14 protein-coding genes are annotated in these 17,945 nt (G+C 40.9%); 7 read left to right on the top strand and 7 right to left on the bottom strand.

Annotated features, from left to right (window positions below; translation table 11 throughout):
• Positions 1-5: 5 nt before the first annotated feature.
• From KP803_RS09315 to KP803_RS09295, 5 genes are all read right to left on the bottom strand, one after another.
• Positions 6-1,034, bottom strand: coding sequence for an AAA family ATPase (locus tag KP803_RS09315; RefSeq protein WP_248008557.1), 1,029 nt, complete (start codon positions 1,032-1,034; stop codon positions 6-8).
• 32 nt (positions 1,035-1,066) lie between these two features.
• Positions 1,067-2,068, bottom strand: a complete 1,002-nt coding sequence (locus KP803_RS09310; protein ID WP_248008556.1) for a tetratricopeptide repeat protein — start codon at positions 2,066-2,068, stop codon at positions 1,067-1,069.
• A 5-nt stretch (positions 2,069-2,073) separates the two neighbouring features.
• On the bottom strand, positions 2,074-2,625 hold the full coding sequence (locus KP803_RS09305) for a hypothetical protein (RefSeq protein WP_248008555.1): 552 nt from the start codon (positions 2,623-2,625) through the stop codon (positions 2,074-2,076).
• Positions 2,626-2,634: 9 nt separating this feature from the next.
• Positions 2,635-3,939 carry an anaerobic sulfatase maturase gene (locus KP803_RS09300; RefSeq protein WP_248008554.1) on the bottom strand — a complete coding sequence of 435 codons (1,305 nt, stop codon included), beginning with the start codon at positions 3,937-3,939 and terminating at the stop codon, positions 2,635-2,637.
• Positions 3,940-4,171: 232 nt separating this feature from the next.
• Positions 4,172-5,752, bottom strand: a complete 1,581-nt coding sequence (locus KP803_RS09295; RefSeq protein ID WP_427916939.1) for an arylsulfatase — start codon at positions 5,750-5,752, stop codon at positions 4,172-4,174.
• Positions 5,753-5,977: 225 nt separating this feature from the next.
• Between KP803_RS09295 and KP803_RS09290 the strand changes: the two genes are divergently transcribed.
• Together KP803_RS09290 and KP803_RS09285 are read left to right on the top strand one after the other, a co-directional pair.
• Positions 5,978-6,760, top strand: a complete 783-nt coding sequence (locus KP803_RS09290) for a response regulator transcription factor (RefSeq protein ID WP_248008553.1) — start codon at positions 5,978-5,980, stop codon at positions 6,758-6,760.
• A 225-nt stretch (positions 6,761-6,985) separates the two neighbouring features.
• Positions 6,986-7,813: an SDR family oxidoreductase gene (locus KP803_RS09285; RefSeq protein WP_248008552.1), complete on the top strand. Its 828-nt coding sequence runs from the start codon at positions 6,986-6,988 to the stop codon at positions 7,811-7,813.
• A gap of 37 nt (positions 7,814-7,850) precedes the next feature.
• On the opposite strand, the gene KP803_RS09280 is transcribed toward KP803_RS09285, so the two are convergent.
• Positions 7,851-9,050: an EAL domain-containing response regulator gene (locus KP803_RS09280; RefSeq protein WP_248008551.1), complete on the bottom strand. Its 1,200-nt coding sequence runs from the start codon at positions 9,048-9,050 to the stop codon at positions 7,851-7,853.
• 57 nt (positions 9,051-9,107) lie between these two features.
• On the bottom strand, positions 9,108-10,751 hold the full coding sequence (locus KP803_RS09275) for a response regulator (protein ID WP_248008550.1): 1,644 nt from the start codon (positions 10,749-10,751) through the stop codon (positions 9,108-9,110).
• 136 nt (positions 10,752-10,887) lie between these two features.
• On the opposite strand from KP803_RS09275, the gene KP803_RS09270 reads away from it, so the two are divergent.
• The 5 genes from KP803_RS09270 to KP803_RS09250 all read left to right on the top strand — a co-directional run bounded on the left by KP803_RS09270 (position 10,888) and on the right by KP803_RS09250 (position 17,830).
• Positions 10,888-11,340, top strand: a complete 453-nt coding sequence (locus tag KP803_RS09270; RefSeq protein ID WP_248008549.1) for a hypothetical protein — start codon at positions 10,888-10,890, stop codon at positions 11,338-11,340.
• 12 nt (positions 11,341-11,352) lie between these two features.
• Positions 11,353-14,670 carry an ATP-binding protein gene (locus tag KP803_RS09265; RefSeq protein WP_248008548.1) on the top strand — a complete coding sequence of 1,106 codons (3,318 nt, stop codon included), beginning with the start codon at positions 11,353-11,355 and terminating at the stop codon, positions 14,668-14,670.
• The gene (locus tag KP803_RS09260) at positions 14,660-16,030 is read left to right on the top strand and encodes a CHASE4 domain-containing protein (protein WP_248008547.1); all 1,371 of its coding nucleotides are present in this window, start codon (positions 14,660-14,662) and stop codon (positions 16,028-16,030) included. Before KP803_RS09265 ends, KP803_RS09260 begins: the two co-directional genes overlap by 11 nt.
• Positions 16,031-16,280: 250 nt before the next feature.
• Entirely contained in the window at positions 16,281-16,604 is a 324-nt protein-coding gene (locus KP803_RS09255; protein WP_248008546.1) for an MFS transporter, read from the top strand.
• Between the two features lie 2 nt (positions 16,605-16,606).
• Positions 16,607-17,830 carry an HlyD family secretion protein gene (locus KP803_RS09250; protein ID WP_248008545.1) on the top strand — a complete coding sequence of 408 codons (1,224 nt, stop codon included), beginning with the start codon at positions 16,607-16,609 and terminating at the stop codon, positions 17,828-17,830.
• Positions 17,831-17,945 lie beyond the last annotated feature (115 nt).

Here is a 17,945-nt window from a genome sequence, read left to right as displayed (position 1 = left end):
GTCTCCTATGTCAGAGGAACGCTGAGTAACAGTTCATCAACGATTTGTTTCGATGTAACCGAGTTCGACAGCGCTTCAAAACTAGGGGTAATTCGATGGCCCAATACGGAATTGACCACACTTCTCACATCGTCTGGCGTTACATGGTCACGCCCTTCTATCCAAGCGTGTGCACGGCTACATTTATCTAGCGAGATTGAGGCTCTAGGGCTCACACCCACTTCTATCCACGCCGCTAGGTTTGATTGAGGGTATAGATGTGGAAAACGGGTCGCCATCACCAAGTCAACAATATACTGCTTCATTGGTTGGGACGTATAGATATGTTTAATTTCTTCTTTTCCCTGCGCGATTCCTTCCGCGGCTCCTACTAATTCGATGGGTTCTTTATTACCAGCTTTGACTTCACCTAGTTCCTCTTTGCGAACTAAATCGATAATCTGCATTTCTGCACTGGCATCTGGGTAGTTCACATCCACCTTCATGATAAATCTGTCCATTTGAGCTTCTGGTAACGGGTATGTTCCTTCTTGTTCAATTGGGTTTTGTGTTGCAATGACAAGAAAAGGCTCTGGCAGCTTCATCGTGTTTCCACCTACCGTCACCGTTCCTTCTGCCATCGCTTCTAATAATGCGGCTTGTACTTTTGCCGGGGCACGATTGATTTCATCGGCGAGGACCATCGAGTGAAATATAGGACCAGGTTGAAAGGATAATGACGATTCTTCCTTGTGGTAAATCTGAGTTCCGGTCACATCTGAAGGCAATAAGTCCGGTGTAAACTGAACTCGACTAAACTCTAGCGTTAAGAGTTCGGACAAAGTTTTTGCAGCCCTTGTTTTGGCGGTGCCAGGCAAGCCTTCTAAAAGAATATGTCCGCCCGTTAGCAATGCAATCACCATCGATTTGGTGACATTTTCTTGTCCTACTATCGATTGATTTACCTTGTCGATTAAGGTTGAAATCACCCCGTTTGAATGAACTGTATTTGAATTGACAAAGCTAGAGTGATTAGTGGTAGAGGGAGTCTGCATTTTACTTTCCATCACGATATAAAAAGAAGAAATCAATAACGTTGCTTGAGTTCAACAACAACATCTTTAGGGGCTACTTTCTCAAGATTTTGTAAACAAGATTCGGCATTCTGCTCAGCGCTTAAGAGTGCGTTACACCATGCGTATAAGTAAGTAGGCTGCTGATTACGTGCATAAATGTCTTTAAAAACATTCACGGCTTCAATGGGCTTAGCAACGCCGAGCAAAGATGCATAAGCATAGCCAAATTTGGTATTTGAGGGTTCGATCTCGTAGGAGCGCCTGAGCTGAGTTATCGCTTCTTCTGAGCGACTTGCACGATAGTATGCAAGCCCAAGGCTGTAATAGGTTGCAGCGTAGTTTGGATATTCAATTAAACTCGTTTCTAACAACGATATCGCTTGCTGGTTTTTGTCTCTGTCTTTTAAATACTCAGCATTTACTAACGATACGCGCGGATCACTATAGCGGGCGTGCATCTTCGTATACAGTGGCTCACTATTGCTGTCGTTACCTTGAAGACGGTATATCCACGCTCTTTCAAGATCGCCCTCTAGGTCAGTTGGCAAGTTAGTTAAGTGGTAGTCAACCGCAGGCCCTAATACATCAATATACGCTTGAGATAACTGCGGCCATAACACCACGAGTGTGCGTACGGCTTCCTGCTTAACCAAATAATTAGAATCGTTAAGTAGAGGCGAAACAACATCCCACTTCGCTTTTCCTTGCCATTTCGAAGCAGCTTGAATGGCTGCACGACGCAACTCTTTGTGGCTTGAACGGGAGGCTCTTCCCACTGCGATGACAGCATTGGCGCCATAGAACTCGCCCAACGCGGCCGTTGCCAGTACTCTTTGGTCAAGGCTCAATGCTTCATTTTGAGAATACTCCGCGAGCGTTAGCTCTTGAGGCGATTGGCTACTCTTCGTTTTCTCGTTATTCTGAGGTGATCCCGCAAAGCTCATGGCCGAAAAAGTAAGCACCATGATAATGGCAATAACCGCCCGACTAAGTTGATGAACTTGATTGCTCATAATCGCTATCCTCGATTATCTAACTGTTGAGAAAGCTCTTGAGCTCTAACTAAAAGGGCGTGCATGAAGTAGATCTCAGTTGTCTGATCAAACCCATTTAAATCAAGCCATTGGTTTAATGCCGCTAATACTTGCTCTTGCTTCAGTTTCTCTTGCTCTTGCTCTTCAGAGAGGTACCCCAAAGCAGTGAGCGAGCCGACAAATTCTGGGTAGTTCACAGGTGGCATAAACAGTGAGCGAAACTCCGGTGTATTCACCATCACCAACGCCCCATGATTCGATTTCGCAATTTCATAGTGGGATTTTTTCAATTTATACTCTTCACCACAGCGTTCATCTACAGGGTGTTTCTGACAAAGATTGAATAGCTGAGCAAACTCCGAGTATCGAGTACTTTTCGTTTGATACGCCACGGAAATTACCGCATCGACAGACGTTTGATTGAATAACGTTGAAACACTCTCATCACTGCTTGTTTGTGAAAGAGCCGCAGGGGCAATTGAGAGTGAAATTATTGATACAACGGACAGAATGAATGCTGAACATATTCTTTTCATGTTACGCCCTTACTTAAAGTTTATTTTCATTGCATCAGCATTAATGCCTTTGCGAACCGGATACCCCATAGTCGCAACAACCATCGATATATAAGGGTCAATATGAGTGAAAAACTGCTTCCAGCCCGCGCATAAGTAGTTCAGGCCTAACTCTCCATCGAGCGTTTTAATAAAACGGTTTTTAGGGCATTCACCAAAGCAGGCAAATTGGTAAGGACATTCACGGCACTGTTTAGGTAAGGTCGATTCTTTAGCGCGCCCAAACTCTTCTTGCCCTTGAGAGAACTGCATGTCATCTAAGGAGCTGTCGTTAATGTTACCGAGCTTGTAGTCTGGGTAGACATAATGGTCACAAGCGAATACATCGCCATTGTGCTCTATCGCTAAACCTTTTCCGCACATAGGTGCAAGTGTACAAAGTGGGTTAACACGCCCCATCCACGTTTCCACACACGATTCGAAATAAGGGACGTTAATCTGCCCAGTATCGTTCTCTAGCCACTCATCGAAGATGGTGCATAGAAAGGAGCCCCATTGCGAAGGTGATACGCACCAAGCTTCTACAATAGAGTTGGGATGGCTTGGCTCGGTTTCTGGCATGCCTTGGAATAGGATCTCATCTTCAGACCACTTTTGAGGTGCGGTATCTCGAAACGACTTAGGTTCAACAATCGGGATAAACTGCATCTGTGGCGAGCGGATCACATCGCGTAGAAAGCGATATACTTCAAGAGGGTTTGCGCCCGTCAGATTATTAACACACGTTAACGTTGCAAAGCTCACCTTATGCTTATGGAGTATTTCGACGCCTTTCATCGTTTGTTTGAACGTTCCTCGGCCGGAACGGTTAGTACGATACGCATTGTGGATCATCTCTGGGCCATCAATACTCAAACCAACCAAGAATTTGTTCTTACTTAAAAACTTTCCCCACTCATCATTAAGTAATGTGCCGTTAGTTTGTAAGTTGTTTTCTATCTTTACGCCTTTCGAGCAGTATTTTTTTTGTAGCCGTACCACATCACGAAAAAAGTTAACTCCTAATAGGGTCGGCTCACCACCTTGCCAGTGGAAAACGATTTCTGGAAAATTGTGTTGCTCGATGTAGGTTTTGATATAGTTTTCAAGCATGTCAGGAGACATCGTCGTTTCACAACCACGTTCATGACCTAACAATTCTTCTTTACTTAAATAGTAACAGTAGGTGCAATCAATATTACAAGCAGAGCCAATTGGCTTGGTCATAATATTCATTCGCTTCGCCGGCGCGTCTTTTGGCAACATTATGTTTTTTCGTTGAGCTTTATTGTTCATGATGCTTTCTCTTCTCATTCGCTCACATTCACTGTGCTGTTACTTCCCTAAAGATTGATAGGTACTGCTTGTTAACCGTGTTTATTATTCACCAGCTGCCCTGTTGGGTAATCAGTAGTATTACTGCTTTGCGTTTTTGTTGAGTTTCACAATTTGGGCTAGATCGACAGGCACAAAAAAGCGGACATAATGTCCGCTTTAAAATACTTATCTCGGTATTCTTACTTAAGTACTATTGGTATTGAGCGCGTTCCCAAATGCTCATTTTCTCAACGATTTGGTCAATTGAGAACGAACCAGGAACTTGGCGTGGTGGGAACTCTTGGAACGTTTGTAGGAACTGGAACGTTTGAGCTGCCGCCATGTACATGTACGGTAAGTGCTCTACACGCCAGTTTTGGTAACCAGTACTTTCGTGTAGTGCAGATTCATACGGGTCTTGACGCAAGTTGAAGATGTATGGGAAGCGTAGCTCTTCAAAAGAACATGTCCAAGTTTCAATACCATGACAGTTGTTCACAGAGTACATTACTTTCCAATCGCCAAAACGAATTGCCGAAATGTCACCGTTGTCCGTTGCGTAAATAAAGTTCTTACGTGGCCAGTTAGGGTTGTTGTCAGCCGTTGTATTCTTGCCTTCTTTTAGCGCAGGCATAAGGTTGTAACCATCTAGGTGAACCTTATATTCTTTGCCATTTAGCTTAGTGCCTTTCTTCAGCTTCTCAGCAAGCTTAGGTTCGCCCGCTGCAGCAACAAATGTTGGTGCCCAATCAAGGTGAGATGCGATCTCGTTCGCTACACTACCCGCTGGAATTTTATCAGGCCAACGCATCATAGCTGGAACACGGAAACCACCTTCCCATGTCGAGTTTTTCTCACCGTAGAAGCGAGATGTACCACCATCAGGCCAGCCCCATTTCTCCACACCATTATCCGTGGTGTAAGAGACGATTGTATTGTCAGCGATTTTAAGTTCGTCTAGCTTATCAAGTAGTTGGCCGACCATGTTATCGTGTTCAACCATACCGTCACCGTATAGTCCACCACGCTTAGAGATGCCTTTTGACTCCTCTTTTAGGTGAGTCCATACGTGCATACGAGTCGAGTTGTACCACAAGAAGAATGGTTTATTTTCCTTATGAGCACGATCAATAAAGTCTAGCGCCGCTTCCAGTGTTTCTTCATCTACTGTTTCCATGCGCTTAACGGTTAAAGCGCCAGTATCTTCAATGCGACCATCAGCAAAAGAGTGAATTACGCCACGAGGACCAAATTTTTTCTTAAAGCCCGGCGCCTTAGGGTAATCTGGATGTTCTGGCTCTTCTTCTGCATTCAAGTGATATAAGTTACCAAAGAACTCATCAAAACCGTGCTCGGTTGGTAATTGCGAGTCAAGATCGCCAAGGTGGTTCTTACCAAACTGACCTGTCGTGTAGCCTTTTTCTTTTAGCATGGTTGCCAAAGTAGGATCTTCTGGCTTCATACCTTGCTTAGCGCCTGGCATACCTACTTTCGTCAAACCCGTACGAATTGGATGCTGAGCAGTAATGAATGATGAACGTCCTGCAGTACAAGATTGATCGCCATAGAAATCGGTGAATAGCACACCTTCATTAGCGATACGATCAATGTTTGGTGTCCAGTGACCTGCCTGTCCACGTGTGTAGGCACTGATGTTATCAATACCAATATCATCACCCCAGATGGCTAGAATATTAGGACGGCTTGTGTCAGTTGTGGCATAACTTGCCATTGCAGTCGATGCTAACGCAGCACCCATTGCTAACTGTAGGAAGGTTTTCTTTTTGAACATAGCTCAAGACCTTTAATGTTTGTTAAATAGATTTTGATTTCTGAGCTATTATTTATGATTGCTTAAAAACGGTAATCAGTAGTATTACTGCTTTGGTATTTTTCTATATTTATATGCTCACCCTTTATGGCATAGAGTGAGCAAAGTAATGTTCTTGGAACATTGACACTTACCCTCGAATAACGTTAGCTTAATATATACCCCCAATAAATGAGGCTCTAATTGATGATTGACGATGCCAATAACATTTCTTTTGAAGAACTTGTAATTCAGCAATCAACAACATTGATTACCTGTCAACCAAGGCATTTTGATGCAACCTTTCGTGAAGTAGCGAAGCAAGCTCTTGCGTGGTTTAACATCGACCGACTCACTCTGTACCCCAACTCAATGATACTACTCAATGATGGTAAAACGGTGTCGGTTTCTCGTGATGGCGTCCCTGAGTTAGACAAACAGATGTTTCTACCGGGCAACTATCAAGATTATATGAAGCTACTGCGCTCTAAATCGCCTTGGCATAGTTTTACTGCTGATGAAATGGTCAATCATAAAATCGACACGCTGAAAATTTTGCATTCTGAAGGCGGTCGCTGGCATGGGATTATTCGATTAGAGCTGTTTGGGCAGAACTGGGGAGCACTTTCTTTTTCTAAGTTTAACAGTGGTATAACGCCACTTACTGATAATGAAATGACCCGATTAAAACTGTTATGTGATATCTGGCTTTGTTATTGGCAACACTCGACAATGACAAGAAATCTTAAGCAAGACCAGTCTGACAACGCCAATGAAGGCGAGAAGTTATTATTACTGTCCAAGAAGCAATGCTCTGTTCTTACACTACTCGCACAGGGTTATACCGCAAAACAGTGTGCCGAAAAGCTATTCCTTAGCCCTCGTACCATTGAGTCTCATAAGTACCGTATGTTAGATCTACTAGAGCTAGAAAACCATACTGAATTGGTACAGTTTGCTTTAAGAAATGGATTAGGAATAGAGCAATAACCCTGCCTATCTTTATATTGCCTTTAGTCATTAAATTAATTACCGCATTATTTTTAATGCGGTAATTTTACTCTATATACATCAACTCACTCCCTATATGTTTAACCTTAATAAAACAATGTATTTTATTAGAATACAATCCTATCGTTATTAGGTTTTCATAAGACGTTCAATAGTGGAGAGCCACTTATATCTCTTAGGAAAACGATCATATGGAGTGCAATAATGTCTCAAAAAAATATACTTCTTATTGGTGCGTCATCAGGAATTGGGCATGATTTAGCCATTAAGCTTTTAGATCAGAACCACACTGTGTTTTGTGCCTCTAGAAGATTAGAGAAGATGCGTAACCTTGAAGTTCTTGGGGCCAAGATATTCAGCGTTGATGTAACCGATGAAGAACAAGTAAACCGCCTTGTTGAGAACATGATTGAGCAAGTGGGTCATATCGATATCGTGTATGCGAACGCGGGATTTGCGATTGCAGGTCCCGTAGAAGAAACCTCTATTGAAAAAGTTCACAGCCAATTTGATACCAATGTATATGGGGCAGCGAGAATTGCTAGAGCGGTATTGCCTTATATGAGAGAGAAAGAACAGGGCCGTATTATCTTTACAACCTCTATTGCAGGTCGTGTTTCAACCAGTATGAATGCGTGGTATTCGGCTTCAAAGCACGCGTTAAATGGTATGGTTAAGGCGCTTGCTCAAGAAGTACAGGGATTCGGCATCCATGTCTCGACTATAGAACCTGGCTGTGTTCAAACGGAATTTGATTCCATTCAATTGGCCGATATGAAGACAACAACAGAACTAGAAGCCTACGATAGCATCGTCAAAAAATCTCACCATTTTCTTCAGAACGCTTATAACTCAGGCTCAACCCCAGAATCTACCGTAAATAATATGCTAAAAGCGGGTTTCGATAACAAACCAAAATTAAGCTACCAAACAACCCTCGATTCCAAACTCATGTTCTGGGTACAAAAGCTTATTGGGGAGCAAACCTTTGGAAGGCTCATCCTAAAAATCATACAACGAAACCCTGCCTAAATTAAGGCAACGCAACGCTCTTTAATAAGCCAAGACTCTATGCTCTTGGCTTATTAGTCGATGTGTCTAAACAAGTCATCAATTGATCGACAGAGAGCGGCTTATAAAAATAGTACCCTTGCATTAAATCACACCCTAGCTCGCTAAGTTTTTCAGCCTGCTCTTTCGTTTCTACCCCTTCCGCAACCGTTTTTAGTTTCAAGTTCTTCGCTAGCATTATTGACGAGCTCACCGCAGCCATGTGCTTTTCACTGGTTAGCATCTCTTTGACAAAACTTAAGTCTATTTTTAACTCTGTAAATGGGCTCGATATAAGCTGACTTAAGGATGAGTTTCCCGTTCCAAAGTCGTCAATGGCGAGTTCTATTCCATTTATTCTAAGTTTGCTCACGATATAAAGTAGCTTGGCTTCTTCTTTCGTAACCTGAGTTTCCGTGATTTCAATAGTTAATAATCGCGTTGGAAAGTCATGTTCCTTGAGAAGTTCAACGACAAAAGGCAAAAAGCCTTCTTGAAGTAAGTCACTGGGTGTTGCATTAACTGAGATATTCAGCGCTCGACCTTGTTTTCGAAGTGATGATGCGACAACAACGCTCTGTGAGAGCATGCATTTAAACAACTCATAATCTAAATTGTACTCAGATAGCTGCTCAATAAAATGAAAGGGGGATAACAAACCGTGCTTAGGATGAACCCACCGCGCTAACGCTTCCAAGCTAACGATAGACTCCGTTTGGCTGCTGATTTGTGGTTGAAAAAAAGGCTGGACCTCACCCTGCTCTATCGCTGACTTAAGCTCAGCTGAAGAAAATTGTAACGGTGACTTATCTACCTTCACTTTTGACTTTACCAGTCCCCTCTCAATAAGGGACAACGCATGTTCAATTTTCGACACTGATAATGGTTTATTTACCGAAATGACATTGTCGATGCCGTATTTATTTGCCATTTCTAATACAGAACGTTGTATTTCGACCTCAACACTTGAAAGAATACACACTGGGGGCGTTTCAATTTGTTTTGATAATTCATACAAAAAATCGACTCCATCCATAACAGGCATATGAAGATCACAAACAACAAGCCTAGGCATCGCCTGTTTGAGTTCCTGCAACGCAAGCAAACCGTTGGAAACAGACTTCACTGGTATTGAATCGCATTTTTTAATCATCGATTCAATAACCATTTGCTGAAAGGGATCGTCCTCAATTACCAAGATATAGCTTAGATCACTCATACACTCCCTCAGAACATTGATATATTGTTAAAATAACGACAGATATAAATACGATAACTATAGATTAAATTGATCTAACATCTTTTTCATCAAGCTCTTATATTCAGCTGTTTGTACAAAGTCACACCCAATGACAGCGTCTCGATTTGCATTAAATATAGCCAGCACTTCTTTTTTTGACATTCCAATGGGCCAAGCTTTTGAAAGGCACCTTAGCGTATGAATGCTCCCTTCAACATTACCAACCGGACTCACTTTCATTGCTTCTATCGCTCGCAAAATCGCTTCTTCATAATCTCGACCCGTAAAATATTCTCGGCTAAGTTCCATATTAGTGTCGTACTGTTCAAGAAGGGAGGTCACCTCTGTTGTCCACTTTGCGAGATATAGCAACAACGCTGAAGAGCGAATGTTGTTGTCCTTATCTCTATTAAGAGAGACTTTTACTTTTTCATATTCCAATTCAAATTGTTCAGTATTTCTCAACAATAAGGATATTTTTACGCTCTCTATTTGCTCCATTAATGAAATGGGCTCTTCTCTTTGGGCTAGTAACGCTTGGTATTTTTCATAGACTGTCGTCGCTTTATTATTGTTACTTTGGATAAGGTGGGCCCTAGCAACACACAGCAATTCAAAATATTGGTAAGAAGTGCGGGGAAAGTTGTCTCGCCACTCTCCTAGCCATGTTGGAAGCTCATTTAATAAAGGGGGATTGATAGTTGTTTGTGTAAGAGAGCTATGATCAAGATATAAAGAAGAACCTAACTGAATCATCTCAATATCATATCGAAACGAGCGTTTCGCGCGCTTGACCAGCTTTTTCTGCGCCTCAACTGCGTCACTAAGATCAAGTCGTGCAATATAACAAAAAGTAAGAAGTGCGTATCGCACAACTGACTTTGGTGACATTGAAATAGCCAGTTCCAAAAATTCTATACTTTGTCCATAGTCACCTTTTGCAAATGCGAGCTTTGCTTTAAGATCTAATGGACTGGCAAACTTAGTTCCAGAAAAAGTTTCTAATAGGTATTCACATAATGAGTAATTACGTTGCTGAAACGCTAATTCAGCAAGCTCTAACTGTATTACTGAGGGCTTATTTGGGCTTTTTAAGGAAACTAACAAGTTTCTCGCTAAGTCTAACTGTCCACTAAGCATATAGGCTTTGGCTTTAAGTAATTGGGCGTTAAAACCAATATCTCCACCTTCAAACATGATGACATCGGCTTCCTCAACCGCTTCCTCATATTTCCCTTGATTGATCAAATCCAGGGGAGTGCGAAGTTTAAACTTTCTGCTGATAAGCTTGGGTAGACGCTCTTTTAATATATCGAAGCTAATTGGCTTTAATAGATATCCATCAGGCTCTAATTCTGAAAACCCTCTAACCACTTCTGAGCTACCATCACCAGTTATAATGACTAACACACAGCTAGGGGGTAACAAACACTCCTCTTTGAGCTGATCCAACAGATCATACCCATCAGGAGCAACGCCAAGGTTGTAGTCACATAGCACTAAATCAAACGACTGCTCTCGGCAATGCGAGACGGCCTGTTTTCCATCTTGGGCGAATACAATATCAGACGCGGTAAAGCCAAGTTTTATTAGCATTTCACGAGCGGATACTCGGTACATTGAGCTGTCATCAATCACCAGTGTTTTTATCGACTTGAGTAGAAACGTTGATGGCTGCACTACCAAACTCCTTAAACTTTGCTTATGTTTATGATAGTACGTCAAATTCAAACGAGTGAAACCGTAAAAATACCGTTTAGTGAGATTGGTAATAGTTTTAAAATAAGCGATTAAAAATGGATTTAGGTATTACAGAATGAAGTGGCTCTTCTTATTAACGCTGTTTTTGGTTAGCAATACGTATGCAGATACATTGAAAATTACGAACTCTGATGGCGTTTCTTATACAGTCAATGAAGAAACCTTCTCAGAATTGCCACTATCAACCATCACCACATGGCTGCCTTGGGACGATAAAATCAACGTTTATTCTGGTGTTACTATTAAAGATTTAGTGACTGAATTTGATGTTAATAAGATCTCAACACTGACCATTGAAGCCAAAAATGGCTATCAAATAAATGCAAATTATAGAATGTTGACTCTCCATGAGGCAATATTGGTTAACAAAGTAAACGAACAGTTTCTCCCTATAGAAAAAGGCGCGTACTGGCTCATTTTTAATGTGTCAAAGTACCCAATTACGGCCAACCAACATTTTAGAGATCAAATGGTGTGGCAAATTAGAGAAATTACGATTCACCAATAGAAAGTGAACCTTATGCGTAATGGATTAATTTTGTGTCTATGTTTTAGTTTCTTTAGCTCTTTCACTTTAGCATCAGAGAGCAGTAATAACTCCCCCACAATAACCATCGGTGTGCCAGAAGTCTTATCAGGAAAGATCCCTGAAAAAGAAGAAGTTCTTGGTTTTATGCTGAACTACTGGACAAATTGGGCTTACAAAAACAACTATCAGCCCATTATTGTAGAAGGCACTTTTGAAGAGTTAAGTATTAAACTCAAAAGTGGTGAGGTGGATTTCATTACTACTGCAACCAGCTCATCTCTGTCATCAAGCAACTATCTAGTGAGTTTACCTTACATTAGCTTAGTGGGTGCTCTGTACGAAAATATTGGTGTGAAAACGCACGGTAAAGTCGCACTCAATCTTCCACCCAATGTTTTACCTTCTTATTTCGACCGCGGTAACGATGTCATTTTGCACAGTTATGACGTCAAAGATATCGGTAATGTATTGAGTGATGTCGACTATGTTTATACGATTAAAACTGAAGAGATTAAAGTTGAACTCGAGCGCCATGGCTTACTTGAAAAATTCGTCCTAAGTAACGAGATCGATCCTGGTATAAAAATTTCCGCTTTAGCTAGAAAAGATAACACTTCACTTATACGAAAAATTAACCACTCGATTATTAATGATGAATTCACCACTCAACTTGATGATTGGTATAAATTTTTTAAGCAAGGCAGTTCCTATTATTCACTACTCATCGGCACCTACGACAAAAACCTATCTCCTCAAAAGCTTAATACCTTAGCTCAGCTACCCACTCTTTCTTTTTCTTATATTATTAAAGGTAGTGAGCCTGACTTTACTTCTGATGGTTTCTTCGTGGATGGTTATTTAATTAACATTTTGAAAAAAATATCGAGGCACATTGGAATAAACTTTGAACCTGTGGGCTACGAAGATTTCGATAGCGCCTTTGCTGCGCTTGAACGAAAAGAAGTCGACCTCTTCCCTGGGTTATTTAAAACAAACGAGCGATCATTTCTCGCTTTCACGCAATCAATTGGAAACAATATAGCCGCAATAGCCAGTAAAGAAAATTATAGCTCTAGCTCTTCTCTAGAAGGGCTTCGTATCGCTCTCGTTGAAGGGTATGCTGAAAATAAAATCCTTAAATCGACCATCGACTTCACCCCCGTTATCTATTCGAGCATGCAAGAAGCTGTGCTCTCTGTTTCTGAAGGTAATACCGATGCTTTTGTGGGGAATATTTTTAATGTGTCTTATCAAGTATCGGCGCAGAATCTTCACAATCTCAAAGTGTTAAGAGCAGAAAACTTCAACTTTGATCTCCCTGTAAGAATCGGACTTCAGAAAAAGCACCAAAACGCGGTGAGTTTATTTAACTACGCGCTTTTCTCGTTAGGCAGTGACTTACAAACCGAAGCCCAAGATCGCTGGAAAAGACAAGCTAACTCAATCAACATATCTAGTGAACTCGATAGGGTAACCAAAAAATACACAATCTATGTTGTTGTAGGCATGCTGGTATTGCTTATTGCGTTTATGGTCTACCGTCGAAATGTTAGAAGTAAACTTCAGCTTGCTTTGGCCCTCAAGAGTGCATTAGCCAACGCTGAGGCTCAGCAAAAGAAAGCAGAACAATTAGCCACGGCTAAAACTGACTTTTTGGCCCGAATGAGTCACGAGATTAGAACGCCGATGAACGGTGTTTTAGGAATGGCAGAAGCCCTTACATTTACTGAACTTAATAAAGAGCAAAAAGGGCTACTCAACTCTCTAAATGGTGCTGCCAACAGCTTGCTTGCACTTCTCAATGACGTCCTCGACTTTTCCAAAATGGAAGCAGGTAAACTGACCATTGAAGAAGTCAACTGCAATATAAAAGAATTACTGGGTTTAGTGAGAGACAACTTCATTATCACAGCTAATGACAAAGGCTTGGCTATTGATATCATCGTATCCGATTCTCTTAGTTCACATTATCTGTGCGATACGACGCGCTTGATGCAAGTTCTCAATAATCTGGTTTCTAACGCCATTAAGTTTACTGAAAAAGGCGCGATCACCATCGAAGCGTCTCTGGTAGCCAATCAAACAAATTCAGATACATTAGTATTCTACGTTAAGGATACAGGTATCGGTATACCAGACAAGGCTATCGCTGATCTCTTTAACCCATTTACGCAGGCGGAAAATAGCATTACGCGTAAGTTCGGAGGAACCGGATTAGGTTTAAGTATCTGTAAAGAAATCGTTGATGCGATGAAGGGTGATATTTCTGTCGCTTCAATTCATGGTGTAGGTACCCAGTTCAAAATTCAATTGGAGCTAAAAAGATCAACACTTACGGCTGAAAAACTGACAGACTTTTCTCCCGAACAGACTCTATCAAGTAGTGAGTTAACGACACTCCACCTACTTCTCGTTGAAGATAATGAGCTTAATAGGCAAGTTATTTCAGGGCAATTAAACAAGCTTGGAGTCTCGCATGATTACGCAGTTAACGGGCAAGAAGGCTATCAACTTTGTCAAACAAATCACTATGATATTGTCTTATCTGACTGCCATATGCCGATAATGGATGGATTTGCTCTCGCTAGAAAATTAAGTGCACAGGAAGTGCGCCCTTACTTAATTGCTTTAACAGCGGATGTTGTCAGTGGTACATCTCAAAAGTGCTTAGAAGCCGGTTTTAATGATTATTTATCTAAGCCATGCCCTATAGATATCCTTAAGCATAAACTTTTGAGTTCTCTTAGTGAGCTAAAAGCAATCGAGCATGTTAGTACATTAAAAAATGTTTCAGAAATATCAGATCCTCTCAATGAGTCGCCGCCCCACGAGACTGAACATGTTCTAGACGAGTTAGATTACTTGGTGAATGACTTTTTACCAAACTCGCAAGAGAGCCATCATCTCTCCCCTACAACAGCCGTATCTCTTACTGACGAGCTTTTTGAAGGATTGCTCATAACTATCCAATCCAATCCACCATTCTCTCCCAACCATGTTATTGAAATCTGTGGTGATGATGAGAGTATGGCCAAAACCATCCTGAGCTCCTTTCTCGACAACGTCGATCAAACTCCACCTAACAAAGGTGAAGAGCTTAATACAAAGCAGCAGTATAAAGATCAATTCCACAAACTTAAGGGGAGTTTCTTATACTTAGGGTTAGAAACAGCTGGAGAGCTATCTCAACGATTGGAGATATATGCTTTGGATATAAATCTTGTCGAGTTAAAAGAAGGACTCAACATTTTAAGCCGTTATATGGATTTCGTAACCGAACAGATTGAGTTATATCTTGATGAAAATTAAAAAGGCTTCACGGCTGAACTCATCCATTGAATTTCGTTTAACCGCCATTTTCATCGGCTTGTTTATTGTTATTAGCATTATCTTTTCGTCTATGTCTACGATATTGGCAAATAAGATAACCAAAGGGAAAGACCTCAACCATACTCAACAACTCAGTGAACTAGCACTGAATGTCATTTCATTAAAGTATGATACCAGCATCCAATTTACCTTGGACTATTCATATTGGAGCGAGTTAGCGTCCTATACTAATCGTAGCCATAGAGACACTGCCACCTACAAACGGCTATTGCATCACCTTCTCGATTATGGATTTGAATCAATTTCTGTTTATTCAAAAAATGAAGATTTACTCTTTCTCACCGCTCAACCAGACACAGTTCTTGAGATCCATCAGCACATCAATAACTTTGCGAACTTGAACAACTATGGAGATTTAGATTTTCAAATCGTCGTAGAAAGTGAAAAGATGTATGTAATCGCTACACGTGCAATATTTAATGAAGAAAATCTATTTCAGCCAACCGGATTTATTGCTTTCACCAAGCATATAGACAACTTTTTCATCGATGATGTGAGCAGCATAATTGGCTCTAAATTGGAACTAATACCCGAAGACAACTCTGCTGCGGTATCCTTTACTGAGTTACCTTCCATAAAAGGCATATTTGAAGATATCGACGATTCCAATAACGCTACTTTTCGACTAATCGCCAATAATGAAAAAACCATCCCATTTAAATTACAGCTGCAGCGGCCACATTCTGATTTTATTACCAAGGAGCTGCTTACCTTAATCGTTTTTGAAATTGCTATTGTTATTATTTTGGTCCTGTTCTTTTTTCTTATTTTGAAGAACTACGTCACTAAGCCAATCGTACAAATGAACCAATGGTTATCAAATGACCCATCTAATCTTGAACCGTTTCAATACCCTTATGACGATGAACTTTCGAGTTTAGCCCAGAATATTGAAAGTAATCACGTAAGCCTAATGGATTCATTACAGTTCAACCAAGATCTTTTAAACGCTATCAGTGATATTATTATTACCACGGATGAACACCTGAATATTACCTACTGTAATCCAGCCGCACACAATTGGTTAGGAAAAACACCACACTATATTACAGGGCAACCCATTGATTTCCTGTTACAAGTAATTAAAGGAGATACTCCTAGCTATTGGTTTGCCAAAGTCTTTAATGAAAATCAAAGCTATAGTTCCGTGTGCACGATCAAGTCGGTTTTATCAGAAAGTGACAGTACCATCACAGCCAACATTACGGTTAAACCCATCGAACATGGCAAGCGAGCCGTCGCCATTATTAAACCAACTGTAAAGTCTGAAACCCTTTAGCAGTAATACTCACCTTTTCTTGCTAAACAGTTATTCAACGCCCTCTGCGTGAGATAGAGAGTTATCTTTATTCTCGCTTTCCACTCTTAATCCCCCTAATAAATACTACGCCAGATCAAGGTTTTTTAACTCTCTACTTCATAGCAGTAAATTTACTGATTCGTTTCCCCTCCCCCCTACGTAACATTTATTTACACGTTAGATTTCTAGCGACTCTAGCTCTTTTTTTACACCATTTTTAGGACGCTTTATGAGTTTAATTAGCATGCCTTTTGTCGACACAGGTTTCGACACTGGATTACACGTAGTTGCAGGGGTTGCCCTCGCTTTTGCTATTTTTGGCGCTTTATACGGTTTTTGGAAATTTCACGAACTACCAATTCATCATGCAGACAAAAAGCAGCATGGCCAAATGGCACTCGTGACCATACTCACCTGGATAGGGTTTATTTGGCACTGGGTATGGGTACTTGCTGTCATCATTGCGTTTGTAGACGCTGAACAGAGTATTCGCCGAGTTCGTCAGATATGGACCGATTCTACACCATCTGCACCACAAGTAAGCGAGGAATAATCATGTTAGAAGGTTTAGCTGTATGGGTTTTATTTATTTACCTATTACGTTTAGTTGGTATTCCTTGGAACAAGCCTTTTAAGATATTTGCTTACGGCGGTGGTTCAGCATGGTTAATATTTGTATGGATAGGATTAATCACATGGGCGCCAATGGATCTTTCAGGAGGCTCTGTTGTTCAATCTCCACACATTCAATTAAGACCTGGGTCTAATCGCGTCACTGGCGACATTGAACACTTATATATCAAGCCAAATGCTAAAATTAAAAAAGGCCAGTTAGTCTATGAAATTGCCGATGACTCTTACGTTATCGCTGTAGAAAAAGCACAAGCTCAACTCTCTATTGCAGAAATGGCGTATAAGTCAGCAGTGCAAGATATCAATATCGCTAATACGAATTACCAAGCGTCTCTTGAAGATATTGAAATCATTAAGAACCAGATCTCGGCCTCTCAACAAGATCTGACTCTGAAGCAGAGAACGTTAAAACGTTTTGTTGACCAAAACTCTAAAGTTAAAAACACCATTACTGAAAGTAGCCTAGATCAACAACGAACTATTGTAGAAGTAGCTAAGAGCCAGATATTAATTCTTGAATCTCAATACGATAAGTCACTGATCACGGCTAACAAAAATAAAAACCTTATGGAGAAGTCTCAACTTACGGTTGTAAGCAAAGAGTCTGATCTGAAAAACAAGGCCGCTTCGCTGAAACAAGCTGAATGGGATCTTTCTCAAACCAAAGTTTTTGCCCCTGTCGATGGCTATGTGACTAACTTCATGGCTCGTGAAGGACAATTTGTTGGCTTGATACCCCGCTTGAAAATGTACAGTAATGAAAAGTTCGTTCTGATGCGAATCAATCACCAAGCATTTAGAAATATCAAAGTGGGACAAGAAGCTGAATTTGCTACCGCAATTTACCCTGGCAAAGTCTTTTCTGCAAAGGTTGAAGGCGTTATTGAAGCAACAGGTGAATCACAAGGGTCTTTAGTTGCACGAGAAGTGAATGTACGTAGCACAACAGGAAAGAACGTGATGAACAAGCACCACTTTGTTCGTCTACGTATTACAGAACCTGATGGATACGATATTCCAGTGGGTGCTGTTGGCCTTGCATGGGTCAACGCAGAAAAGCCGATTCCATTTTTAAACTTCTTGAATGTCATTCGAGGAATCATTATTCGAATGAAAGCTCAGATCTACTTCATCTATAGCATGTAGCCTCTAGGCAACATAAAGCTGTTTACCGGAAACCTAGCACATCAAGGATGATGTTCTAGAGCCATTTCGCTAGGTTTCCACCTTTAACTACCCTCAATAAATATCAGCAAGGGAT

Source organism: Vibrio amylolyticus, assembly GCF_023145695.1.
In the GTDB taxonomy this organism is placed as follows: domain Bacteria; phylum Pseudomonadota; class Gammaproteobacteria; order Enterobacterales; family Vibrionaceae; genus Vibrio; species Vibrio amylolyticus.
This window is presented reverse-complemented; position numbering and strand designations above follow the sequence as displayed.